General features: G+C 47.6%; 24 protein-coding genes. 14 read left to right on the top strand and 10 right to left on the bottom strand.

The genetic code is table 11. From position 1 onward, the window contains the following. Window positions 1-104: 104 nt before the first annotated feature. Complete coding sequence (locus Q8L79_RS05855) at window positions 105-719, top strand: hypothetical protein (RefSeq protein ID WP_305268896.1); 615 nt, start codon at window positions 105-107, stop codon at window positions 717-719. A gap of 221 nt (window positions 720-940) precedes the next feature. Here the strand turns inward: Q8L79_RS05855 and Q8L79_RS05850 are convergent, their stop codons facing one another. After that, window positions 941-1063, bottom strand: coding sequence for a hypothetical protein (locus tag Q8L79_RS05850; protein WP_305268894.1), 123 nt, complete (start codon window positions 1061-1063; stop codon window positions 941-943). 154 nt (window positions 1064-1217) lie between these two features. Here Q8L79_RS05850 and Q8L79_RS05845 point away from each other — a divergent pair, with 154 nt between their 5' ends. After that, window positions 1218-1745, top strand: a complete 528-nt coding sequence (locus Q8L79_RS05845) for a transposase (RefSeq protein ID WP_305268891.1) — start codon at window positions 1218-1220, stop codon at window positions 1743-1745. A 481-nt stretch (window positions 1746-2226) separates the two neighbouring features. Here Q8L79_RS05845 and Q8L79_RS05840 read toward each other — a convergent pair whose 3' ends face one another. Both Q8L79_RS05840 and Q8L79_RS05835 read right to left on the bottom strand, forming a co-directional pair. Continuing rightward, complete coding sequence (locus Q8L79_RS05840; protein WP_292551366.1) at window positions 2227-2961, bottom strand: slipin family protein; 735 nt, start codon at window positions 2959-2961, stop codon at window positions 2227-2229. Then, window positions 2961-4337 (bottom strand): nodulation protein NfeD, encoded by a 1377-nt coding sequence (locus Q8L79_RS05835; protein ID WP_305268878.1) that lies wholly within the window; start codon window positions 4335-4337, stop codon window positions 2961-2963. The genes Q8L79_RS05840 and Q8L79_RS05835 overlap by 1 nt, the downstream gene beginning before the upstream one ends. Window positions 4338-4549: 212 nt before the next feature. On the opposite strand from Q8L79_RS05835, the gene cobO reads away from it, so the two are divergent. The 6 genes from cobO to Q8L79_RS05805 all read left to right on the top strand — a co-directional run bounded on the left by cobO (window position 4550) and on the right by Q8L79_RS05805 (window position 8847). Further along, window positions 4550-5086, top strand: coding sequence for a cob(I)yrinic acid a,c-diamide adenosyltransferase (gene cobO, locus Q8L79_RS05830; protein WP_305268875.1), 537 nt, complete (start codon window positions 4550-4552; stop codon window positions 5084-5086). 152 nt (window positions 5087-5238) lie between these two features. Continuing rightward, the gene (locus tag Q8L79_RS05825) at window positions 5239-5610 is read left to right on the top strand and encodes a hypothetical protein (RefSeq protein ID WP_305268874.1); all 372 of its coding nucleotides are present in this window, start codon (window positions 5239-5241) and stop codon (window positions 5608-5610) included. 201 nt (window positions 5611-5811) lie between these two features. Continuing rightward, a complete protein-coding gene (locus Q8L79_RS05820; RefSeq protein WP_305268872.1) occupies window positions 5812-6147 on the top strand; it encodes a cold shock domain-containing protein in 336 nt (111 codons plus the stop codon). A gap of 73 nt (window positions 6148-6220) precedes the next feature. After that, on the top strand, window positions 6221-6892 hold the full coding sequence (locus tag Q8L79_RS05815) for a hypothetical protein (protein WP_305268870.1): 672 nt from the start codon (window positions 6221-6223) through the stop codon (window positions 6890-6892). A 45-nt stretch (window positions 6893-6937) separates the two neighbouring features. Further along, window positions 6938-7993 (top strand): AI-2E family transporter, encoded by a 1056-nt coding sequence (locus tag Q8L79_RS05810; RefSeq protein ID WP_305268868.1) that lies wholly within the window; start codon window positions 6938-6940, stop codon window positions 7991-7993. After that, window positions 7966-8847: a DUF3530 family protein gene (locus Q8L79_RS05805; RefSeq protein WP_305268867.1), complete on the top strand. Its 882-nt coding sequence runs from the start codon at window positions 7966-7968 to the stop codon at window positions 8845-8847. The genes Q8L79_RS05810 and Q8L79_RS05805 overlap by 28 nt, the downstream gene beginning before the upstream one ends. 37 nt (window positions 8848-8884) lie before the next feature. Here Q8L79_RS05805 and Q8L79_RS05800 read toward each other — a convergent pair whose 3' ends face one another. From Q8L79_RS05800 to asnB, 7 genes are read right to left on the bottom strand one after another with little or no spacing between them, the layout of a single operon-like run. Continuing rightward, a complete protein-coding gene (locus tag Q8L79_RS05800) occupies window positions 8885-9445 on the bottom strand; it encodes a serine O-acetyltransferase (RefSeq protein WP_305268866.1) in 561 nt (186 codons plus the stop codon). Next, window positions 9438-10196 carry a DapH/DapD/GlmU-related protein gene (locus tag Q8L79_RS05795; protein WP_305268864.1) on the bottom strand — a complete coding sequence of 253 codons (759 nt, stop codon included), beginning with the start codon at window positions 10194-10196 and terminating at the stop codon, window positions 9438-9440. Before Q8L79_RS05795 ends, Q8L79_RS05800 begins: the two co-directional genes overlap by 8 nt. Continuing rightward, window positions 10193-11026, bottom strand: coding sequence for a hypothetical protein (locus Q8L79_RS05790; RefSeq protein ID WP_305268863.1), 834 nt, complete (start codon window positions 11024-11026; stop codon window positions 10193-10195). Before Q8L79_RS05790 ends, Q8L79_RS05795 begins: the two co-directional genes overlap by 4 nt. 45 nt (window positions 11027-11071) lie before the next feature. Next, on the bottom strand, window positions 11072-12106 hold the full coding sequence (gene nadE, locus Q8L79_RS05785; RefSeq protein ID WP_305268861.1) for an NAD(+) synthase: 1035 nt from the start codon (window positions 12104-12106) through the stop codon (window positions 11072-11074). 21 nt (window positions 12107-12127) lie between these two features. Then, window positions 12128-13702: a class I adenylate-forming enzyme family protein gene (locus Q8L79_RS05780; RefSeq protein WP_305268859.1), complete on the bottom strand. Its 1575-nt coding sequence runs from the start codon at window positions 13700-13702 to the stop codon at window positions 12128-12130. 3 nt (window positions 13703-13705) lie between these two features. Further along, the gene (locus tag Q8L79_RS05775; protein ID WP_305268857.1) at window positions 13706-13966 is read right to left on the bottom strand and encodes an acyl carrier protein; all 261 of its coding nucleotides are present in this window, start codon (window positions 13964-13966) and stop codon (window positions 13706-13708) included. Window positions 13967-13975: 9 nt separating this feature from the next. After that, on the bottom strand, window positions 13976-15952 hold the full coding sequence (gene asnB, locus Q8L79_RS05770; protein ID WP_305268854.1) for an asparagine synthase (glutamine-hydrolyzing): 1977 nt from the start codon (window positions 15950-15952) through the stop codon (window positions 13976-13978). A gap of 426 nt (window positions 15953-16378) precedes the next feature. Here asnB and lepA point away from each other — a divergent pair, with 426 nt between their 5' ends. The 6 genes from lepA to recO all read left to right on the top strand — a co-directional run bounded on the left by lepA (window position 16379) and on the right by recO (window position 21768). Then, window positions 16379-18178, top strand: a complete 1800-nt coding sequence (gene lepA / locus Q8L79_RS05765) for a translation elongation factor 4 (protein ID WP_305268851.1) — start codon at window positions 16379-16381, stop codon at window positions 18176-18178. 106 nt (window positions 18179-18284) lie between these two features. Next, a complete protein-coding gene (lepB, locus tag Q8L79_RS05760) occupies window positions 18285-19061 on the top strand; it encodes a signal peptidase I (protein WP_305268848.1) in 777 nt (258 codons plus the stop codon). A gap of 44 nt (window positions 19062-19105) precedes the next feature. Further along, window positions 19106-19483 carry a DUF4845 domain-containing protein gene (locus tag Q8L79_RS05755; RefSeq protein ID WP_305268846.1) on the top strand — a complete coding sequence of 126 codons (378 nt, stop codon included), beginning with the start codon at window positions 19106-19108 and terminating at the stop codon, window positions 19481-19483. Then, on the top strand, window positions 19480-20163 hold the full coding sequence (gene rnc / locus Q8L79_RS05750; protein WP_305268843.1) for a ribonuclease III: 684 nt from the start codon (window positions 19480-19482) through the stop codon (window positions 20161-20163). The genes Q8L79_RS05755 and rnc overlap by 4 nt, the downstream gene beginning before the upstream one ends. Beyond that, window positions 20160-21041 carry a GTPase Era gene (gene era, locus Q8L79_RS05745; protein ID WP_305268841.1) on the top strand — a complete coding sequence of 294 codons (882 nt, stop codon included), beginning with the start codon at window positions 20160-20162 and terminating at the stop codon, window positions 21039-21041. The genes rnc and era overlap by 4 nt, the downstream gene beginning before the upstream one ends. Next, window positions 21034-21768, top strand: a complete 735-nt coding sequence (recO, locus tag Q8L79_RS05740) for a DNA repair protein RecO (protein ID WP_305268838.1) — start codon at window positions 21034-21036, stop codon at window positions 21766-21768. Before era ends, recO begins: the two co-directional genes overlap by 8 nt. Window positions 21769-21800 lie beyond the last annotated feature (32 nt).

Here is a 21800-nt window from a genome sequence, read left to right as displayed (position 1 = left end):
ATCTTGCCTAACGGATTGCAGGAGTTGCATTATGCGCCTGCGATTGAAAACTAGTAGACATCTGCTTAGGTGTCTACTTTATGTTAGGCGTATAAGGAATTAACATGTCAGATCCTACTTTAATTGCTGGAATTATTGGAGCTACAGGTTCAATTATTGGAACCATAGGCGGGGTTATTCTTGGTGCAAGACTAAATAATAAAAAGGCCAAAATAGGTGTCTACATTGATAACAAGATTAATGTTTATTACCTCAGGAAGAATTTTTGTATGTACTTGCCCCTAACGGTAACAAATGAAGGTAATCAATCAGCGACAATCACTACTTTTGAGGGGAAGCTTATATCTCCTACAGGACAGTCTTGGCTGCTTTATTGGACGAATTTCGCCGAAGATAATTCACATAATGGCGAAGGTTGGACTGACGGCAAAGCAGCAACCCCAATTCTTGTTCATGGGAATTCGGGGTTACAACACTATATAAAGTTGGTGGGGATTGGAGAAACATCAGATGGCTTCTCTGATGTAGCACTTTCTACAGGAAAATATGAGCTGTTATTAAAAGCCTATGATCGCAATAAGAAAGTTTTTAATGAGCAACGTTACAATTTTCAGATAGAAACTGAACCAATGGAAGTGTTGGCTAAAAGACGCAAAGATCATGAAGATTTTGGCTCTTGGTGGTTTCTTCTATATTCGACCGCAACACAAAATGCTTAACAAAGGGCCGTAGGCTGGGTAACGCTGTAAGGTGGATCATTGTAGGGTGGATTCGCCGTTAGGCAATCCACCATGATCGGAGTCTTGAACTTGATTCCCCTCTTGGATTTTTCCAAGCGGGGATTTTTTATGTTCGATTGCTTTGGATATTGGAGCACAGGGTCAGGTCTTGAATTGTGCATTCTTAACGCTTTTGCGATGCCTGAGCTAAACGGGCACATTTAAGTCAACGCCTTACGTTTCGGACGGGGCAACATGCCCATACGCGCCAACTTGTCTTGTTCCCACGCAACGCTGTAAGGTGGATCATTGTAGGGTGGATTCGCCGTTAGGCAATCCGCCATGATCGGAGCCTTGAACTTGATCCCCTCTCGGATTCTTCCAAGCGGGGATTTTTTATGTTCGATTGTCTTGGATATTATGCGTTGATTGGCGGTTTGCTGACGCGAAACCGCCCTACGCCTATACTACATTTTATTTATTGATATGGAGTGAGGTATGCCCAACTATCGACGTAACTTTGTCGCGGGTGGTTGTTATTTTTTCACCGTTAACCTGTTGGAACGGCGACGCACCTTGCTAACCGAGCATATTGATTTGCTGCGCAATTCGGTACGGCGGGTGCGTCGTTTATATCCCTTTCACATTGACGCTTGGGTGGTATTGCCCGATCACATGCATTGCATCTGGACATTGCCGCCCGATACCGATGATTTCCCGATGCGTTGGCGTCTGATTAAATTACTTTTCTCCAAAGGTTTGCCGCGCACCGAACGCCTCTCGGCGACACGGCAACGGCGCGCTGAACGAGGAATATGGCAGCGACGCTATTGGGAACATACCATTGTTACCGAACGGGATTATGCCCAACATATTGACTACATTCATGTAAATCCACTCAAACATGGCTATGTGCAAAGGGTTTGCGATTGGCCGCATTCAACTTTTCACCGTTATGTTGCCGATGGTATTTTACTGCCTGATTGGTGCAGTGATATAGATGATTTACCGACTGTTTCGGAATGATCGATCGTAATTCGTAACCGCTCTAAGGTGGATCATTAGTAGCCCGGTAGGGGGGCGCATCGCGCCCCTTTTCGGTGTCCAACAGTGCCGAAAATTTTGATGTTCGAAACGGATTGCTTGTAATAGCTTGGCATTCGTAAATGGTGCGCGGTGCGCACCCTACTTCGCTTAAATTGTCTATCCCAAGCGGGGGGGTATGCCCGATCGAGAATTGGGTGGCAGATTAAATAGATCTGATTTAAAACCGCTTTGTTTGCCGGCGAGTAGCGAATAGCCCGTATTCTGCAAGCTGCATACGGGCTACGCAGCTAACCATGGCGGAAGTAAAGATACCAGGATGGAGCAACGCGACTTGTTAAACGAACCGAAGCCCAGCGCATCGGCAACTAATCATGATGGGTTTTGGCCAAGCCCATCCTACCGCGCTTTTTGTTGGTCTTGGAAATGTTCGATGAATCAGCGTCTATTACCCACCTCATTGTTATTGCTTTAAATTTTTCAATAGCTCCAGTGGAAACACGATAGTGGAAGATTTATCGCCGGCAATTTCAGTTAATGTTTGCATGTATCTCAGCTGAATCGCTTCGGGTTGTTCCGACAGTATTTTTGCCGCCTGCAACAATTTCTCGGCAGCCTGCATTTCCCCTTCCGCATGAATGACTTTAGCGCGCCGGGTACGTTCGGCTTCCGCCTGTTTGGCAATGGCTCTGACCATGCTTTCATCCAGATCTACGTGTTTGATTTCAACATTCGACACTTTAATTCCCCAGGCATCGGTTTGCTGATCCAGACTGGTTTGAATGTCGATATTGAGGCGCTCACGTTCCGCCAGCATTTCATCCAGTTCATGCTGTCCCAATACCGAACGCAAGGTCGTTTGTGCCAGCTGGCTGGTGGCTTCGTAGAATTTTTCCACTTGTATGATCGCCTTCTCCGGTTCTATCACACGAAAATAGACGACGGCGTTGACTTTAACGGAAACGTTGTCGCGGGAAATCACATCTTGTGTCGGCACATCCATCACGACGGTTCTTAAATCAACCCGTTCCATTTGTTGAATCAACGGAATCAAAATGATTAACCCCGGCCCCTTTACCTTGTAGAAACGGCCGAGCATAAAAATAACGCCGCGCTCATATTCTCTGAGGATTTTGAACGCACTGATCAGCAGTAACAGCACGATACTGATGAGGATGAAAAAGAAATTTGTAACCATCACTCGTTCTCCTGTGTTGGGATAGGTATAACCTGTAAAAGCAGGCCATCGATCGCGGTCACCCTCACTTTTTCATTTTTGTGCAGGGGCTGGTCACAGGATGCCCGCCAGTTTTCACTATGAATACGAACCATCCCTGTTCCGGTAAAATCATCTATCACCTCGCCTACTAGGCCAATCATTTCTTCCTTACCGCTGACAATCGGTTTATGTCTTGATTTTAATATCAGGCCGATAGCGATGATGAAAAATGCTGCGCTGCTCAAGGCGAAACCGGCGATCAGGCCCAAATCTATCCCGAATCCCGGCGCATCGGTATTCATCAATATCACTGAGCCAATGACAAAAGCGACAATGCCGCCCAGTCCGAGAACCCCGAAACTGGTCACAAAAGCTTCAGCAATCATCAGGGCGATCCCCAACAGGATCAGGCCCATGCCGGCATAATTGACCGGCAATAGCTGAAATGCATATAAAGCCAGCAACAAACAAATACTCCCTATAGTGCCGGGAACAATGCTGCCCGGATTGGAGAATTCAAACACCAGCCCATAAATGCCGACCATCAACAAAATGTAGGCTATGCTGGGATTGGTAATGACAGCCAAAAACCGACTTCGCCAGTCCGGCTGGGTACTTATTATTTCGGCCTGCGCGGTATTTAAGAGGATTTCCTTGCCGGAAACATTGACTTTCCGGCCTTGCAATGACGTAAGCAAATCCGTCACATCCACTGCCACAATATCAATTACGTTCAGTTTTAACGCTTCAGCCGCAGAAAGGCTGGCCGCTTCACGCACCGCCTTTTCTGCCCATTGTTCGTTTCTGCCGTGCATTTTTGCCAAACCGCGAATATATGCGGCGGCATCATTGACCATTTTCTGAGTCATTGAATCAGGGAACGGTTTGGCTTTATCGCCATTCTTATCCGTCTTGTCTTTGTCGTCATCAACGTCGCCAAAACCACCGAATTGCACAGGCGTTGCTGCCCCCAGATTGGTTGCCGGCGCCATTGCGGCTATATGGCTGGCAAGGAGGATATAGGTTCCGGCACTGGCGGCGCGCGCACCGCTGGGAGCTACATAGCTGATCACCGGTATGGGAGAGGCAATGATTTGTTTGATTATCCGGCGCATGGAAATATCCAGGCCTCCTGGCGTATCCATGCGAATCAGTACGGCCACGGCCCCACTGTCAACCGCTTTTTGCAGATTGCGTTCTATATAATCAGCTGTTGCCGGACCGATAACATCGTTAATTTCAAGTTGTATGATTATCGACGTTTGGACGGGGTGACTATCCTTTTCCCCGGCATAAGCAGCTGCCACAATAGTCAGAAAAACCAGAAAAACAAACCGAATGTTCCGTATAATCATGGTCTTATCCACTCATTTGATATGCAGATAATTTCAGTCTACTCCTAACCGATACGTGCAGCAATGATTTAAAACCCGCTGCATTAGCAGCCGGTCAACTTTTAAGTTATCCCTGCCAAGACTTGTCGTGTTTTGACGCCAATTCAGGCGATAATGCCGGTTGCTATAAGACGCGCGAGCTCTTTGTTCGCTCAAATTAAGGAATAACGGTTATGAAATCCAGAGATAGACGGCGGGGATTGGTTTTGGTCAATACCGGCTCGGGCAAGGGTAAATCTTCCAGTGCCTTGGGCATGGTGTTTCGTGCCGCAGGCTGGGATATGAAGGTTTGTGTGATTCAGTATATTAAGGGGAAATGGCAAACCGGCGAACAAAAAGCCGCCGAACGGTTTGATAATATCGAATGGCATGTCTTGGGTGACGGCTTTACCTGGGATACTAAAAATCCCGAACAGGATATTAAAACCAGTCGGGAAATTTGGGAATTCAGTAAAGCCAAGATTATGTCTGAAGAATTCGATGTGGTGCTGCTGGATGAGATCAATTATTGCTGTGGCTATAATTGGATTTCCGGTCAGGAAATAGCCGATTTTATTCGTGATGAAAAACCGGCTTGGCTGCATTTAATCATGACCGGCCGCAATGCTGCGCCCGAGGTTATAGAAATTGCCGATACCGTAACCGAGATGACCAAAATAAAGCACGCTTATGAGCAGGGGATCAAGGCTGAACAGGGGATTGAATTTTAAAAAATATTACGTTTAGCGGATGATGCAAGGCTCAATATTTTGAATCGGTGCGACATAAGTCGTTGAGGATAAATAGCGGGTATAGAATTTTAAGGTAAATACGCCGGGCAACCTGTAAAATGATGGACGATTGTCACAACGAGGAGAAGAAAATGTCTGAAGCACAAAAAATCATGATGGCTGTTGCCGCTGTTTTTGTAATAGGCTTTGTTATGGTGGGTTTAAGCAAAGAAGATCAGCCTATTGAACAAGTAGAAGCCGCCGCAAAGATTAGAAACAATGTTGCAATGCAAACGATGGCAAGTGAAAAATGTCCTCCGAAAATCAAGGAGGAAACAGGAGAACAAGTATTTTTCCCTTCTGCAGTAGAGGGTGACAAGGAAACTTATGTCACTTTGAAGTGGGTAGGTGAAAATGCTGATAAGGGTGGATTCAAAAACGCATCGTGTACATTGCACGCGTCTTTGGGTGGAATCTCGGAGTTGATTATTGATGATAAGGTCCTCATAAAGAAAAAAATGTAGGTTAATGGAAATCTGGTTTATAAGCCATTAGATTGATTGATCAGGCGACAAGGTCAGTGTTTTATTGCATGATTATCATCGTCTTGAAACACGCCTTGTTTATTGAACCTGAAAAACGGCTTTAAAACTGAACACTACAAGACTAACACCCTTAATCTACAGTTATGTAGGCAAGGCTAAAATAACAAAAAAGAAATTTTTATGACAAAAACAATGATTAAAGGAGTTTTAAAAACATGGAAAGAAGATCGGGGCTTTGGTTTTATTAGCCCTGATGATGGTGGAAAAGATATTTTTATACATATCTCGGCGCTCAAGGGAACGAGTCGTCGCCCGGTGACGGGCGATGTTATTTATTATCAGGTGGCAAGAGATAATCGGGGCAAGTATAAAGCGGTTAATGCCTATATTGAAGGCGTGGAAATTCTGGAAGAAAAAGCCGCAGGTTTTCTTAATACCAGGAAGGGCATTGTGCTGATAGTATTGGCCTTAGTGGCTATTGCCGCTGTGGTTGTAGCGCTCAACCTGGCGCCTTAATCGTAGCGGAATATTTTCTACAAGCCGATGCAGCACAAAGCATCGGCTTGTTTATAAACCGTTGGTTGCATCAATGAATTTATATTTTCTTCTTATTGGCGCCGCCATGCTGAGCCTTATTTATTTTGCGATCAAGGCTAATAAAGCCAGGCAACTTAAATATATCGAGCAATATCACTTTCATAAAGGCATTCGCCATAAACTATCACAGAAGCATCCGCAGTTAAGCGAGCAGCAGCTTGATATGGTTTTTCAGGGTTTGAGAGACTATTTCCGTATTTGTCACCGGGCGAAAAAACGTAGGGTGTCGATGCCGTCTCAAGTCATTGACGATGCTTGGCATGAGTTTATTCTTTCTACCCGTATTTATGAAAAATTCTGCACCAAGGCGCTGGGGCGTTTTTTGCATCACACGCCCGCCGAGGCCATGTCTACACCGACGCTAGCGAAGGACGGCATTAAACGATCATGGCGCTTGGCTTGTGCGCTGGAACAGATCAATCCTAAAAAGCCGGTTCGATTGCCGCTTGTTTTTGCAATGGATGGCTTGCTAAATATAGCTAATGGTTTTACCTATCAGTTAGACTGTAAAAAGAGTTCATCGGGCAGTTATTGCGCCAGCCATATCGGCTGTTCTTCGGGTTGCGGCGGTTCTTCCGACAGTTCAAGCGATTCGTCAGGTTGCTCCGGTAATTCCGGCGACTCGTCAGGTTGCAGCAGCGGTTGCGGCGGTGGCGGGGATTAAGGGATGTTAATCCACATAGATACCTAATTGCATTGAGGACTAGTAATGACCGATTCACAAAAATGGCTGATTTTCGCTTTTATTACCGGTTCAGTCTGGCTGATTTACCTGTTGGCGCCGGTGTTGATGCCGTTTGCATTTGCGGCGATGTTGGCTTACCTCGGCGATCCGCTAACCGATAAGCTGGAAACTTACCAGTTATCCAGAACCAAGGCCGTGCTGGTAGTTTTTTCTGCGATGACGCTGGTTTTTGTGTTGGTTCTACTGCTGCTCGTCCCCGTTTTGGAGTATCAAGTCGAGCATTTTGTGAGCAATCTGCCTGCCTATGTCGCGTGGTTGAATGAGACCGTCATCCCCTGGACGCAGAGACGATTTCATCTGGGCATCAGGCCGATCAACCTCAATCAGATCATTAATCTTGTTAAAAGCCACTGGGAGCAAGCGGGCGGTATTGCCGCGACGGTAATGAGCTCGGTTTCGCATTCCGGCGGAGTAATAGCCGAGTGGCTGATGAATTTGCTGTTAATTCCCGTAGTCACTTTCTATTTATTGCGCGATTGGGATAATCTGGTTGCCAAAGCTCATGATCTATTACCCCGCCGTATAGCGCCTACGGCCGCCAAACTTGCTGCCGAAGTTGATACGGTGCTGGCGGCTTTTGTTCGGGGGCAGTTCTATGTCATGTTGGCCTTGGGTTGTATTTACAGCATTGGTCTTTGGATGACCGGCCTTGATTTGGCTTTGTTGATAGGCATGTTGGCCGGACTGGTCAGTTTTGTGCCTTATCTGGGGTCAATCGTCGGCATTGTTATGGCCTGTGTGGCAGCCTTGGTGCAATTTCATGAGTTAATACAGCTGGTGCCGGTCGCCATCGTTTTTATAGTCGGACAATCTCTGGAAGGCATGGTGTTAACGCCCATGCTGGTGGGCGATAAAATCGGCTTGCATCCGGTTGCTGTCATGTTTGCGGTATTGGCAGGCGGTCAGTTATTTGGTTTTTTGGGTATTCTGCTGGCATTGCCTGTCGCTTCGGTCGTTATGGTATTGTTACGGCATGTGCATGATTTATATCGATGCAGCGACTTTTATGTACGGCAATGAGCCTGATGAAATTACTCAGGTCTGTTGTGTTTGTACTTTGCATGACGCCCTTGCTGGGCGATCCGTGCTTGGCCGGTGATGAAAAGCGGGAAGCCGATTTTGCCGAGGGTATTAACAAGACTCTGACGATGGGTAAGGCGGTCTGGCTGGAATCCGAAGGAAAAAAGTTTCTTGGTCTTTATACGGAAACAGAGAAAACATTCGGCAAGGGTGTGGTTATTATTCTCCATGATATGGATGGGCATCCCGACCAGCAGCAATTGATTTACGGTTTGAGAGTCTTTTTACCGGAACATAATTGGGCGACGCTTTCGCTGCAAATGCCGCTGAGGGAAGTGGGTGTTGAAAAGGAAGAATATTATGCGTTGTTTCCTGAGGCGGCGGCGCGGATTCAGGCGGGAATCAACTATGTAAAGGCCAATGGCGCCGGAGATGTTGCTGTAGTCGGTTATGGTTTAGGAGGGTTGATGGGCATTTATGCCCTGAGTGAGCAGGCGATGGATATTAAAGCATTGGTGACCATTAGTTTGCCGGTGCCGATAACCGAAAACAAAGCCGCCCAAACGCTGGAGTTTATCAAGAAGACCAAAATTCCGATGCTGGATATTTATGGCGCATTAGATGTGCCGGATGTTACGAAAAGCGCCAGGGAACGACGCTTGGCTGCAAAAGATAATACGGATTACCGGCAGATTAAAATCAATGATGAAGGTCACGCTTATCTGCATGATGAGGGCTTGCTTGTTAAACGGATATACAGTTGGCTGGGGGTAACGGTCGGGGCGGCTTCAGCAGCCGATAAAGATGGCAAGAAAATTTCGGACATGGATTTGAGCGGGGGATCGCACCCATAGGATGGGTTTAACAATCGAACATGGCAGGAGAGGGACCCTACAAGATTGCGCGATTGTCATAATCCCGTTGAGCAATACGGCTTGGATTGCCGAGCGCTAGGCAGTGGTGAGGGACGTCCTGAACAATTACAGTGCCGGCGGCAATGGTGGCGCCATCCCCCACATTGATATCGCCGCATATGCGTGAATGAGCTCCGATCCACACTCGTTCACCAATCACAGGTCCCTTGGCCGCGGCCGCCCCCAACTTGACCTGCTGTTGAATGGAGCAGTAAGGCCCAATACGGCAATTCCTTACTTCAATCCCTCCATAGTGACCGATGTAAAGACCGGCTCCAATATCCGCATTTTGCTCCAGATTGATACCATAAGCTTTATTGACAAAAGTTGACAATATCCAATAAGCCGGATAAAGGGGAGCAGCAACGGCCCAACCAAACGGTTGTTTGCGTATGCTTCCTAACCAGCGGCCAAAGCGGTAGATCACCAGCGCTCGAAGCCCATAGTATTCCCATAGTAAACGCAGGACATCAATTGCTCGGAGGGATTCTTCCCGGCGATGTACACGCATCGTGTCTGCACGAATATTCTCAAACATTTAAACCGCCGCCTTCGCCTGGTTTTGCATGCACATACCGTACGGCATCTACATTCTGGCGTTTTCGCAACTCGGAATTATCAAAGTTTCGCAACACCAACCGTGCAGGGTTGCCCTGCATTACAACGCCAGAGGGGATACTTTTGGTAAGTACGGTGCCGGGCAATAAGGTAGCGCCATCGCCGATAGTGATCGCACCATATATTACACAATCCGAACCAATCCACACATTGCGCCCTATCTTCGGACGTCCTTTATCGATCAAGCTCATGCCTACGGTAACCCGCGTACCAATCACCGTCCCGGAGCCTGTTTTTTGGGCTCCGAAAATAATATTTCCCTGATCGGAAAATAAAATGCCACCCTCAATCTCACAGTCTTTGTCAATATCGCTTTTGGCGTTGATCTTAGTCGCCCACTTCGGCGGTGCAAGAGGAATCGACACGGCGCGCCAGAGCCACCAACGCCTACTGTCATTCTCACACTTTGAATGCAACCATTGATCCACGCGATGTATCAATATCAGCCGCAAACCCGGAGAAATCGCCAGCAACCACAAGCGTGAAGCCAGATTCATGCGGCGATCCGGCCAGTGCCGCACATGGGCAGCGTCGATGTCCTTGCTCATCTTGCCGCCTGTTTCCCAACGAAATGGTTGAATCCTGGAAATACGATGAACACTACTATCAACAACTGTCCGCATTCGTTCAGGTAGATGAGTAATATTATTTTCCCTGGATATTTTGCTCATTTCGCCACCACCTGTCTGGTCGCGAGAGAACTGATAAAACTTAGAAAATTGGTGGCTACCAATTCCTGGCCATGTTCGTTGAGATGACCGCCATCATTGGTAAGATCAGGGCACAAGGTCTCGACCGCTTGGTCACCCACTTGCGCCATGCAGTATTTGCCGGTCGATCCGGCCTCGGCCCGGGCAAGGTCAAACAAGCGGCCCGTCGAAAGGTATCGTTCGCGAAGCAGGGTATTGAACTCTGCACGTCTGAGATTATCGACATAACCATTTGGCTGCTTGCCTATGAGCCGTTTGATCCAGGCTTTCGGCCCGGTTTGCACGGCCATCAACGGCGCGGTAATTGCCACGAAGTTTGTCTCCGGATGCCTCTGAGCCAAGGATTCCAGATTGGTGATATAAGCGTTCGCCACTTGCCGGGCATCGGTAGCGGCATTGAAATCGGCATAGCATAGCTTCATCATGGCCACATCCGCATTTTGGGCTGCGCCAGCGTCAATGGCGGTCGCAAAATCCTTTATCTTGGATAACGGGTCACCGTTGTTGCCGATGAAAAAGTGACTGATACCCTTCGCAGCAGGTGCTGTCCGTTGCTCGTGAATATCAAGATTGACTCCGTACTTGGCGGCTAATCGTTCTACCCCGTTGAGGATATTTCCACCCACCGACTGGTGACCGAAAACCACTCGTTTTTTTTCCAATGCCTGCCATTCCGGCTGGCTAATTTGCGTTGTTATCGCCATCGATGTGTCCTCAGGTTTGGATTGATTACATCCTGGCAGTATCAGCATCGTCGCTGCAATCAACCACCATCCACATATATTTGTCATCGTCTTGCCCCTCGTCTTCGTTTAGCATGATTCAATCGCTAGTTTTTAGCCAAGCACCGGCGGTTTAGTCATCGGACCGGCCACTGTCTCCATTGGAATCCCCGGCCAATGTAGCGGCGCAGTAGCTTTACGCTTGGCTTGGATGTCACGGTAAATAAATTCCGCTTGATCAAGACCAATACCTAGTTCCTCAGCTAATTGAGAGGATGGTTTACTGTTGTTGTAAGCCAGCAAAGCAATGTCCATCTTGTCGTAAGGTAGTGCAAAATAGAATTCGTCCTGCCCTTGCGTCATGCTGTAGGTGTCGGTGGTGGGCTGAGCGTTGCAGATATCTTCCGGAAGCTCCAGATAGCGTGCCAGAGCGTAAACCTGTGTCTTATATAAATGCGCGATGGGTTTTACATCGGCCGAGCCATCGCCGTTTTTTACAAAAAAACCTTGATCGTATTCCAGACGATTGGGCGTGCCGACGACTGCATAATGCAAACGGTCTGCATGAAAGTATTCAAGCGTTTTGCGCACCCGTTGTTTGAAATTGGTGGCGGCGACGATTTGCAGGTAATGCTTCGCATCCAGTCTCTCCTCGAATAGTCGCCCATCCGGCGATTGCACCACCAGTTTGAAATAGTTGAAAGTTCCTGCCTGTCCACCGGAGATAACGATTTTGTTTTTCCATTCGCTAGTGTAGCTCGGGAAAACGGCACGGATGGCCTCGTCACGCCAGTGGTAGCAGCCCAGAGCGTCCAATACGGGGGCGATATCGAATTCCTCGTAGGCGATGCCGAGTTGTTCTGCCACCATACGGCCGCGGATAGAGCTTTCGGAGGCGGAATCGCGCTCAGGCAATAGCAGGCCAAACACACGCTCGCATCCGACCGCGCGCACGGCCAATGCGGCACACACCGCGCTGTCTATGCCTCCCGAAATAGCAACGATCAGTCCACGACGGTGTAAGTGGCTGCGTAACAGCTCACGCAGGCGCTCGGCAATTTTAGCGATTTCAGCAGTCTCGTCCAGTTTGAGCGAGGCAGTAAGATTTATAGGTACGCTTTTCAACGCAGCATGAATATTTTTAGACACGGTAAATTCCTCAATAATGAATTATTCTAATGTGGCAAGTAGTGTGACGCACTGTTCCAGAACCAGTTTGCGAGACAACTTGCCGTTGGCTGTGTGTGGCAATTCGGGCAACAACACGATGTGTTTAGGTACCATGTAGTTTTCCAGCCGCTCGTTACAGATATGCTTAATTTGTTGTATGCTCAGGTTTTCGCCGTCGCGGATAGTCACAAAGGCGCATACCGCCTCACCCAGTATGGGATCAGGGATACCGGCCACCACTACTTCTTGTACAGAAGAAAGGCTGTAGATTGCATTTTCAACTTCGGTAGGACTGACTTTTTCCCCGCGGCTTTTAATGATTTCGTCGCTACGTGCGACGAAATAGAAATCGCCATCGGCATCCCGCCGGAATAGATCGCCGCTTTTTAACAGAAACTCGCCGGGCAGCAGGCCGGGCACCAACACCTCGGCGGTTTTTTCCGGTTGCTTCCAATACCCCTGCATCAGATGCGGGCCGCGTACGTATAAGTTACCAATCTCGGTCGGCGCCACCGGTTGTCCGTCTTCATCCAGCAACAATAGTTCGGTGCCGGGTATGGCGCATCCCACCGATTCCGGTTTGATATCGGCCAGGGCGGGATTCAGGTAAGCGCTACGGATACACTCGGTTTGCCCGTACATTTTGTATAAACCGGCCTGAGGAAACATCCGCCGGATACCGGGGATAAATTCCACAGGCAGCACCGCTGCAGCATTGGTAAGTATCCGCACACTGGGAAAATGTAACGGTTGCTTGGCATCCTGCGCTAACATCATGGCGAATATGGTAGGTACGCCGGCGAAACTGGTTACAGTTTCGTTGTTCATGCGATTGAATACCTGCATGGGATAAGTAAACGAGCGCGCCAGCACTAGAGTTGCTCCTGCGCGTACAGCGGATAACCATTGGAAAAGGCCATAACCGAAATTGAGCGGTAACGCAGAAAATAACCGGTCATTTTGGGAAAAACCCAGATATTCATTGATACTGTCCAACACAAACAATAGCGACTGGTGAGTGTGCATCACCCCTTTGGGGAAGCCGGTTGTGCCCGAAGTGTAGATCAGTGCCGCCAAATCCAGCGTAATAGCTGACTGTGGCGGCGGCGTGGTCGGCATATCGGCCAATGCAGCGTCCAGACTTTCAATGCCGGTCGGCAATGCTTTGGATGCAGATGTACACAATACCCGTAGCGTCGGCAGCTGCTCCGCTACCGGGCCGAATACTCGTACGAGATGTGGCTCGCTAAGCAATACCCGGGTATCCGAATCACGCAGGATGAATGCCAGCTTATCGTGCTTGGTTTGGACATTGACGACGACAAAAACTCCACCGGCCAACAACACGCCATAGATTGACGAAGCGCATTGCCAAGTGTTGTCCATGAAAATCGCCACACGGTCACCACGACGTATCCCGCTCGCGCGCAAAGCATGGGCTAGTCGACAGGCGTAATCAGCCACCTCGCTGTAGCTCATTCTCACATCATCGACGATCAAGGCTGTATGATCAGGATAGTGCGCGACTGTAGTGAGTAATGTATCTTGTAAGAGTCGGGATGTAACGATCGTCATTTTTCAGGCAGCAACCGCTTGGGCTTGTTTACGCTGAATAAAATCAGCCAGCTTATCTACGGAATCAAGATTGGCCGGAAGCATTTCGCTGTCGTTTATTTTGATCCCAAAGGTTTCTTCGATGAAAAGTATGATCTCCATAACGCCGGTAGAATCTATAATGCCTCCGTCAAGAAAGGAATCGCTATCCTGTAAAACTGATTCATCTTCGGTGAAGAGGAGATTTTCCATAATGTATTGCCGAATAATTTTTTTCATATTCATGGCTATAGCCTATTGTGAGGTTAAAGAAGGGTAAGATGCACCCGTTTCGCGAGCAGTTTGAGAAAATTGTTCGATAAAAAAATAATGGCATAATTGAGTGGAAAGAACGCCAACTAACGCCATATTGTCTTTGTAGGCAATCGAATTACCCCGTCTCGCCTTTTTCAGCAAAAAACCGACTTTTTGAGCGTCGAAATAACCGTAGCGCTTGAGCTTTTCTTCACTTAGCAAATCATCCACATAGGCTGGAGGATGAGCAGAGAAGAAGCCAGGTATGTCCGGAGCACGATACGGCTGTTTGTGACGCTCAAGAATCTGTCGGGGTAACTGGTCTTTCATGGCTCGCTTAAATAGATATTTCTCGTTGAGCGCACGCATCTTCAGTCGTGGATTCATGCGATTGGCAAACTCAATGACACGATGGTCCAAAAAGGGGAAACGCCCCTCCACTGAATTGGCCATCAGCATACGGTCTCCCTGAGAACATAATAAATAATCGCCCATCAGCGTTTTAGCTTCCAGATATTGTGCGCGGTTGAACGAATGCCAGTGGTTGAACGCTGCCGGTAATTGCTCGGTTAGCCGGTCGACAGCATTTTCGCTCAACCTGGCGTTAAGTTCCTGCGAGAAAAAAATCTTGCATTGGGACGTGGTGAACCATCGTGTAAGATGACTGAACCCCGGCTGATCAGGCTTGTCCAAACCGATGCTGTAGTAATTGTGCAAGTAAGTTTTAGCCTGGGCGCCGGAGGTTTCCAGGTAGGGATACAGGGCTTTAAGCAGTAGAGGCCGCCATTCGGACTGAGGGTGGCGAGCCCAGAACTGGCGGATCTTGGCTTCCTTGAATAGGTCATAGCCGCCCAATACTTCATCGGCACCTTCGCCGGTGAGAACTACCTTGTAACCCGAAGCGCGCACCAAGCCGGACAGCTCCCGCATAGGCGTGGGGGCAGTGCGGAGAATAGCTGTTTCGGCGTGAAAAATAGTGGCGGGAAAGTTTTCGGCAATATCGCGGTTTTGGCAGAATATTCGGTTGTTTTCAACGCCAAGATGTTCGATCATCTGCTTTTGGAAAACCGATTCGTCAAGCGACTGTTCTTCGAAGCCAATAGAGAAAGTTCTGAGCGGTGCGTTTGAGTGGCGACGGATCAGGGCGACCAGTGCGGAGGAATCGAGTCCCCCTGAGAGATAGGCGCCGACCGGTACATCGGCGCGTAAACGAATGGACGTTGCATCGGCTAAGATAGCGTACAACTGCTCGGCCAGATCGCTGTCCGAACCTTGGTGATAGTCGCCTTGTTCGGGAAAGTGCCAGTCCCAATAAATTGACTCGCGCAAACGGCCGTTTTCCAACACCAGCATGTGTCCGGGCGATACTTCGAAGATGTCTTCAAACAGGGTATTAGGGCTGCGTGCCGCCCAGAAAGTGAATATTTGGTCCAGTGCGGTCGGGGATATACGCGGCGCTTCCGATAACTGAGGTAATAAGGCCTTGATTTCTGAGGCGAACAGCAGTCGATCGCCTTGGCTTGTATAGAAAAGCGGTAAAATACCGACTCGATCGCGCACTAACAGTAAGCGTTGGCGGCTGTCATCCCAAAGAGCGATGGCAAATTGGCCGTTCAGGTGTTGCGCAAAATCGTCGCCATACTGCTCGTAGGCATGAACGATGACCTCGGTATCGCTGTGGGTATGAAAGCGATGTCCCTCTTTGAGCAAGGTCTTGCGTAACTCGACGTAATTGAATATCTCGCCGTTGAATGTGACCCATACCGTTTTATCTTCATTGTGCATTGGCTGAGCGCCTCCGGCAAGGTCGATGATGCTGAGGCGAGTGTGGCCCAATCCAACGCGCTGGCCGGGATCAAGGTAGACACCGCCACCATCCGGGCCTCGGTGGTACAGGGGGGGCAGCATGCTGCGGACATCCTGCTCACTAACTTTGGTCTGTACCGAGAGAGCTGCGATACCATTAATTCCACACATGTAAATTCCTTAGTATCTTGTTATGTCTAAATATTACCCTTTGAGTATCATGTTGAAACCAATCACCTTAAAATCATTCTAATGAGAAAAAATGAGAAAAAACATAGGTGCAAATACTAGGCGTTGTGAGATTTAACAAGAAATTAATTTCATCGTAGTAAGTCTATACCTGCGTTAAATACAGCAGGCATCAGGACAAATCCCCTTAAGAGTGATGATGAAAGTAGGCTTTGAGCAGGCCTAAATCTGTTACAATATTTATCTAATAAGGTGTGCAAATACGATAACGGCAAGCATCATAGAGGTGTTGCCTATGCGGGTTTAGGTCAGGGGCAGAAGCTTGCACGGAGCGTCTCTATTTATACTTAGTATATTGGCAATGTTTGGCACAATGCATTAACACTATCATAACAAGTTGAAATATAAGTGGATTTAAAACATATAAGAAATTTTTCCATTATCGCGCATATCGATCATGGTAAATCGACGCTTGCGGATCGTTTTATTCAAATCTGCGGCGGTTTAAGCGCCAGGGAAATGTCCGCGCAAGTACTTGATTCGATGGATATTGAGAAAGAACGCGGCATCACTATTAAAGCCCAGAGCGTCACGCTGGATTTTAAGGCAAAAGATGGCGAGACTTATCAGCTTAATTTCATCGATACCCCTGGGCATGTGGATTTTTCTTATGAGGTTTCCAGGTCTTTAGCGGCTTGCGAAGGCGCGCTGCTGGTTGTCGATGCAGCTCAGGGTGTCGAGGCGCAAAGCGTTGCCAACTGCTATACGGCGATAGAGCAGGGACTGGAAGTGGTGCCGGTGCTGAACAAAATCGATTTGCCTTCTGCCGAGCCTGAGCGGGTGCAGGCTGAAATCGAAGAGGTGATCGGCATTCCTGCCGACGAGGCGCTGATGATCAGCGCTAAAACCGGTTTGGGCGTTGAGGATGTGCTGGAACAACTGGTGCTTAAAGTTCCGCCGCCTGAAGGTAACACTGCAGGTCCGTTACAGGCGTTGATTATCGATTCCTGGTTTGACAGTTATCTGGGCGTGGTGTCGCTGGTCAGGATCATGCATGGCAGCATACGCAGAAAGCAAAAGATCACTATCATGTCCACCGGCAAGTCGTTTATCGCCGAAAAAGTCGGTGTTTTTACTCCCAAACGGCTGGAAAAAGAAATTTTAAATACCGGCGAAGTCGGCTATGTCGTGGCCGGTATCAAAGATATTTTTGGTGCGCCGGTCGGCGATACCATTACCTGGACCGATAATCCGGCTGCTGAACAGCTTACCGGATTCCAGAAGGTGCAGCCGCGCGTTTTTGCCGGGTTGTATCCGGTCAGTTCGGATCATTACGAAGATTTGCGCGAGGCGCTGAACAAGTTGAATCTCAATGATGCTTCGTTGCACTTTGAGCCGGAAACGTCGCAGGCTTTAGGCTTCGGTTTTCGCTGCGGTTTTCTCGGTATGCTACACATGGAGATCGTGCAGGAGCGATTGGAAAGGGAATACGATGTTGACCTGATTACCACAGCACCTACCGTTATCTATGAAGTCATTACCCATAACGATCAGGTTCTGATGATCGATAACCCGGCCAAACTGCCGGATATGGGCACCATCAAGGAAATCAGGGAACCTATTATTCGGGCGAATATTCTGGTTCCCCAAGCTTATCTGGGCGGCGTCATCACATTGTGTATAGAAAAGCGCGGTGTGCAGAAAGACATGCAATATGTCGGCAGACAGGTGTCGCTACATTATGAAATGCCTTTGAGTGAAGTGGTGCTGGATTTCTTCGACCGTTTAAAGTCGGTGAGTCGAGGCTTTGCTTCATTTGACTACGAGTTTTTGCGTTTCCAGCCGGCCGAGTTGGTCAAGCTGGATGTATTGATCAATGCTGAAAAGGTCGATGCCCTGTCTATCATCGTACATCGCGACCTGAGTCATAATCGTGGACGGGACCTGGTTGAAAAGATGAAAGACCTGATTCCGCGGCAAATGTATGAGGTTGCGATCCAGGCAGCCATCGGTTCCAAGGTTATTGCCCGATCCACCGTTAAAGCGATGCGGAAAAATGTAATTGCCAAATGTTACGGCGGCGATATTAGCCGTAAGAAAAAATTGCTGGAAAAACAAAAAGCCGGTAAAAAACGAATGAAGCAGGTCGGTAATATTGAGATTCCTCAAGAAGCGTTCCTGGCAGTTTTGCAGCTAAACAAAGAATGAAGATCAGGCGAACGGCAAAAGGCGAAAAACCAAACTTCAATTACATCGCCCGTAGCCATTTGCCCTTCTCCTTTAGCCTTAAACCTTTTATCTGAAATATATAAACATGGATTACGATTTTTCCTTTTTTCTTGTCGTCGCTACGCTGGTTACCGGTGTAATTTGGGGCGGATATTTGCTGGTGCTCAAATCAAGAGGGGAGGTTTTCGATGAAGAAAACGAACCTTGGCTGGTAGAGTATGCGCGTTCTTTTTTTCCGGTTGTGCTGATTGTGTTATTGCTGCGTTCATTCATAGCCGAGCCTTTTCGCATACCTTCCGCATCCATGATGCCGACTTTGCTGATAGGCGATTTTATTCTGGTCAATAAATTTGCCTACGGAATACGGTTGCCGGTTATCAATAAAAAAGTCATTGAGTTGGATGACCCCATGCGCGGGGATATTGTCGTTTTTCGTTATCCTAAAGACCCGACTGTTGATTATATCAAGCGAGTGGTTGGTTTGCCGGGCGACCGAGTCGCTTATTATGATAAAAAGCTGCATATTAATGGCGTTCCTGTCAATCAAGTTTCTTTGGGGCGCTATCAGGGCGTAGGTCAAGGCGAGGATATGACCGGGAATGAGCATTTGTTAGAAGATTTGACAGGCGTTGAGCACAGTATTCTGATCAGAAATGGCGCGGCTTCTGCCGAAGGCGTTTATGTGGTGCCGAAAGGGAGCTATTTTGTGATGGGCGATAACCGTGATAACAGTAACGATAGTCGTTACTGGGGTACGGTTCCTGAAGAAAATCTGGTTGGAAAAGCTTTTTTTATCTGGATGAGTTGGGATTGGCAAAATGAAGGTGTAGGCCTTGATCGTATTGGCACCGTGTTGAAATAAACTGACTATACTTATTTCTTTTAATAAATCATCTGGAGAAAAAAATGAATTTATCGCCTAACCGTCAGCGAGGTTTAACCTTGATTTCGCTTGTTTTTATTCTGGGGCTCATCGGGTTTTTTGTCTTGTTGACACTTAAGATAGTTCCGATTTATCTGGATCACGGCAAAGTAAAGAGTGCGTTGGAAGCGTTAAAAGCAACCCCTGATCTTGCAACAAAAGGCGAATTTGAAATCAGGGACAGCTTAAACAAGCGCTTTAATATCAATTATGTTTACGATGTCAAACAAGATGATATTAAAGTTGTCAAACATGGCAATTATGTGAAAGTGGACATTGAATATGAGACTGTCGTGAAACTGGTCGGTAACCTGAGTGCATTAGCCGAGTTCCATGATACTATCGAGGCTGGTCAGGAGTGATAAAAAAGCCTGAAGAGTTGTGTAAAAAGTTGGGTTTGACGTTTAATAATCCTCAGCTTTTTACCACGGCTTTAACGCATCGAAGCGCAAGTTCGAACAACAATGAACGCTTGGAGTTTTTGGGTGATTCAATTTTGGGCTTTGTTATCGCCCAGAAGTTATATGAGTTATTCCCCGGTGCCTGTGAAGGCGTTTTAAGTCGGTTAAGAGCGAGCTTGGTCAACCAGGGTTCGCTGGCGGAGCTTGCCAGAAAACATCAGATCGGCGATTATTTGTTACTGGGTTCGGGGGAGTTGAAGAGCGGCGGCTTTCGTCGTGATTCTATTCTGTCTGATGCAGTGGAAGCTATTATAGGTGGGTTATATAACGATCAAGGCATGGATGCTTGTCAGCAGTGGATCTTGCAGCTGTTTGCGGAAAAACTGAAAAGTTTGTCTCTGGATAATTGGCAGAAAGATCCTAAAACTCAATTACAGGAGTTAATGCAATCCAAGAAAATGGAGTTGCCGGATTACACGTTAATAACCATGTCCGGGCTTGCGCATGAACAGACTTTCAAAGTTAAGTGTACGACATCATTAATCGCGGAGTCTTGCACCGGTACCGGAAATTCCAGAAAAAAAGCCGAGCAGTCGGCGGCAGAGCTTATGCTCGAATTATTAAATAAGGACACTAAATGAATTGTGGTTTCGTCGCCCTGATCGGGCGCCCCAATGTCGGCAAATCAACATTGATGAATCATTTGTTGAAGCAGAAGATCAGCATTACCTCACGTAAGCCGCAAACAACCCGGCATCGAATTCTCGGCATTAACACCACTGACGCGGGACAGGCCATTTATATGGATACACCGGGTATGCATAACAGTGAAAAGCGTGCCTTGAATCGCTATTTAAACCGGACTGCAGAAACGACCTTGCTGGGCGTCGATGTGATAGTCTGGTTGATTGATGGTTTGTCCTGGCATGAGTATGACGAGGTGATCTTCAAAAAACTTGAACAGGCGGGTTTACCGGTTATTCTTGCTGTTAACAAAGTTGATAAGGTAGCGGACAAGGAAGCCATTTTGACTTTCTTTAACGACGCCCAGCATCGTTTTCCGTTCAAGCATTTGGTGCCCATTTCCGCGCTAAAAAGGACGAATCTGGATCAGCTGGAAAGTTTGATCATGGCGCTGTTGCCTGAACGGGATTTGATTTATCCCGAGGACCAGGTGACCGACCGATCCGAGCGGTTTTTAGCCGCTGAAATTGTCAGGGAAAAGCTGACCAGACGGTTAGGCGATGAGTTGCCTTATGCGCTTACAGTAGAGATTGAGCGTTACGAAGAAAAACCCGGTATCACCAAAATATATGCCATTATCTGGGTGGAACGATTGACTCAAAAGAACATTGTGATCGGCAAGGACGGCGATATGCTGAAAAAAGTCGGTACCGACGCCCGTCTGGATATAGAAAAGCTGCTCGGACAGAAAGTTTATTTACAGCTTTGGGTTAAAGTTAAAAAAGGCTGGTCGGATAGTGAACGAGCCTTGCAAAGCTTAGGTTTTAATGACTGAATCCGCAGTTTATCTGCAACCCGCCTTTATCCTGCAGCATCGCAAATATCGGGAAACCAGTCTGATTGTTGATGTGTTGACCCGAGATTTCGGTCGAATTTCCCTGTTGGCCAAAGGTGTAAGAAAAACCAAGTCAAAAACAGCAGGAATGCTGCAACCCTTTATCCCGTTACTCATTTCCTATTTTGGCAAGGCAGAGTTAAAAATGCTGACCGATGTTGAAATGATTCAGCCTATTAGCGAAATAAAAGGGCTTGCGCTTTATTGCGGTTTCTATATTAATGAGCTGGTTGTTTGTTTTTTGCACCAATACGACCCTCATCCTGAAGTGTTTGGCTATTACGGGGAATGTTTATCTTGTCTCTCGGATGGATCTGCCGTGGAAGCTGCATTGCGACAATTCGAGCTTAACCTGATGGAATGTACAGGTTATGGCTTACAGTTGGAATATGATGATAATCAAAGGCCTGTTGAGCCTTTAAAAAAATATGACTTCAATGTAGGTCAGGGTCTAGTTGAAGCGGTGGATGGGCAATTTTCAGGTCAAACTTTATTGGCACTAAGTTCCAGGAAGTTGACCGATCCGCAAGTTTTAAGCGAAGCAAAAATACTGATGAGGACGGTTATTGACGCTTATTTGCAGGGCAGGCAACTTAAAAGTCGAGCAGTAATTAATAAAATCATGAAACACGCCAGCGCCGAACGGGACTTACAGTCCCGATCGTAATGTTTTACCTATCCCCAATCACGATAATCTCT

Origin of the sequence: Methylobacter sp. (assembly GCF_030680395.1) — a bacterium.
Classification (GTDB): domain Bacteria; phylum Pseudomonadota; class Gammaproteobacteria; order Methylococcales; family Methylomonadaceae; genus Methylobacter_A.
This window is presented reverse-complemented; position numbering and strand designations above follow the sequence as displayed.

Excerpts from the sequence above, each read along its gene's own strand:
- lepB (WP_305268848.1), top strand. The coding sequence starts at position 18,285 with ATGGATTACGATTTTTCCTTTTTTCTTGTCGTCGCTACGCTGGTTACC.
- Q8L79_RS05810 (WP_305268868.1), top strand. The coding sequence starts at position 6,938 with ATGACCGATTCACAAAAATGGCTGATTTTCGCTTTTATTACCGGTTCA.
- Q8L79_RS05820 (WP_305268872.1), top strand. The coding sequence starts at position 5,812 with ATGACAAAAACAATGATTAAAGGAGTTTTAAAAACATGGAAAGAAGAT.
- Q8L79_RS05845 (WP_305268891.1), top strand. The coding sequence starts at position 1,218 with ATGCCCAACTATCGACGTAACTTTGTCGCGGGTGGTTGTTATTTTTTC.
- Q8L79_RS05795 (WP_305268864.1), bottom strand. The coding sequence starts at position 10,196 with ATGAGCAAAATATCCAGGGAAAATAATATTACTCATCTACCTGAACGA.
- asnB (WP_305268854.1), bottom strand. The coding sequence starts at position 15,952 with ATGTGTGGAATTAATGGTATCGCAGCTCTCTCGGTACAGACCAAAGTT.
- Q8L79_RS05850 (WP_305268894.1), bottom strand. The coding sequence starts at position 1,063 with ATGGCGGATTGCCTAACGGCGAATCCACCCTACAATGATCCACCTTAC.
- Q8L79_RS05805 (WP_305268867.1), top strand. The coding sequence starts at position 7,966 with ATGCAGCGACTTTTATGTACGGCAATGAGCCTGATGAAATTACTCAGG.
- Q8L79_RS05755 (WP_305268846.1), top strand. The coding sequence starts at position 19,106 with ATGAATTTATCGCCTAACCGTCAGCGAGGTTTAACCTTGATTTCGCTT.
- Q8L79_RS05835 (WP_305268878.1), bottom strand. The coding sequence starts at position 4,337 with ATGATTATACGGAACATTCGGTTTGTTTTTCTGGTTTTTCTGACTATT.
- Q8L79_RS05775 (WP_305268857.1), bottom strand. The coding sequence starts at position 13,966 with ATGAATATGAAAAAAATTATTCGGCAATACATTATGGAAAATCTCCTC.
- Q8L79_RS05855 (WP_305268896.1), top strand. The coding sequence starts at position 105 with ATGTCAGATCCTACTTTAATTGCTGGAATTATTGGAGCTACAGGTTCA.
- Q8L79_RS05825 (WP_305268874.1), top strand. The coding sequence starts at position 5,239 with ATGTCTGAAGCACAAAAAATCATGATGGCTGTTGCCGCTGTTTTTGTA.
- Q8L79_RS05840 (WP_292551366.1), bottom strand. The coding sequence starts at position 2,961 with ATGGTTACAAATTTCTTTTTCATCCTCATCAGTATCGTGCTGTTACTG.
- cobO (WP_305268875.1), top strand. The coding sequence starts at position 4,550 with ATGAAATCCAGAGATAGACGGCGGGGATTGGTTTTGGTCAATACCGGC.
- Q8L79_RS05790 (WP_305268863.1), bottom strand. The coding sequence starts at position 11,026 with ATGACAAATATATGTGGATGGTGGTTGATTGCAGCGACGATGCTGATA.
- Q8L79_RS05815 (WP_305268870.1), top strand. The coding sequence starts at position 6,221 with ATGAATTTATATTTTCTTCTTATTGGCGCCGCCATGCTGAGCCTTATT.
- recO (WP_305268838.1), top strand. The coding sequence starts at position 21,034 with ATGACTGAATCCGCAGTTTATCTGCAACCCGCCTTTATCCTGCAGCAT.
- era (WP_305268841.1), top strand. The coding sequence starts at position 20,160 with ATGAATTGTGGTTTCGTCGCCCTGATCGGGCGCCCCAATGTCGGCAAA.
- Q8L79_RS05780 (WP_305268859.1), bottom strand. The coding sequence starts at position 13,702 with ATGACGATCGTTACATCCCGACTCTTACAAGATACATTACTCACTACA.
- Q8L79_RS05800 (WP_305268866.1), bottom strand. The coding sequence starts at position 9,445 with ATGTTTGAGAATATTCGTGCAGACACGATGCGTGTACATCGCCGGGAA.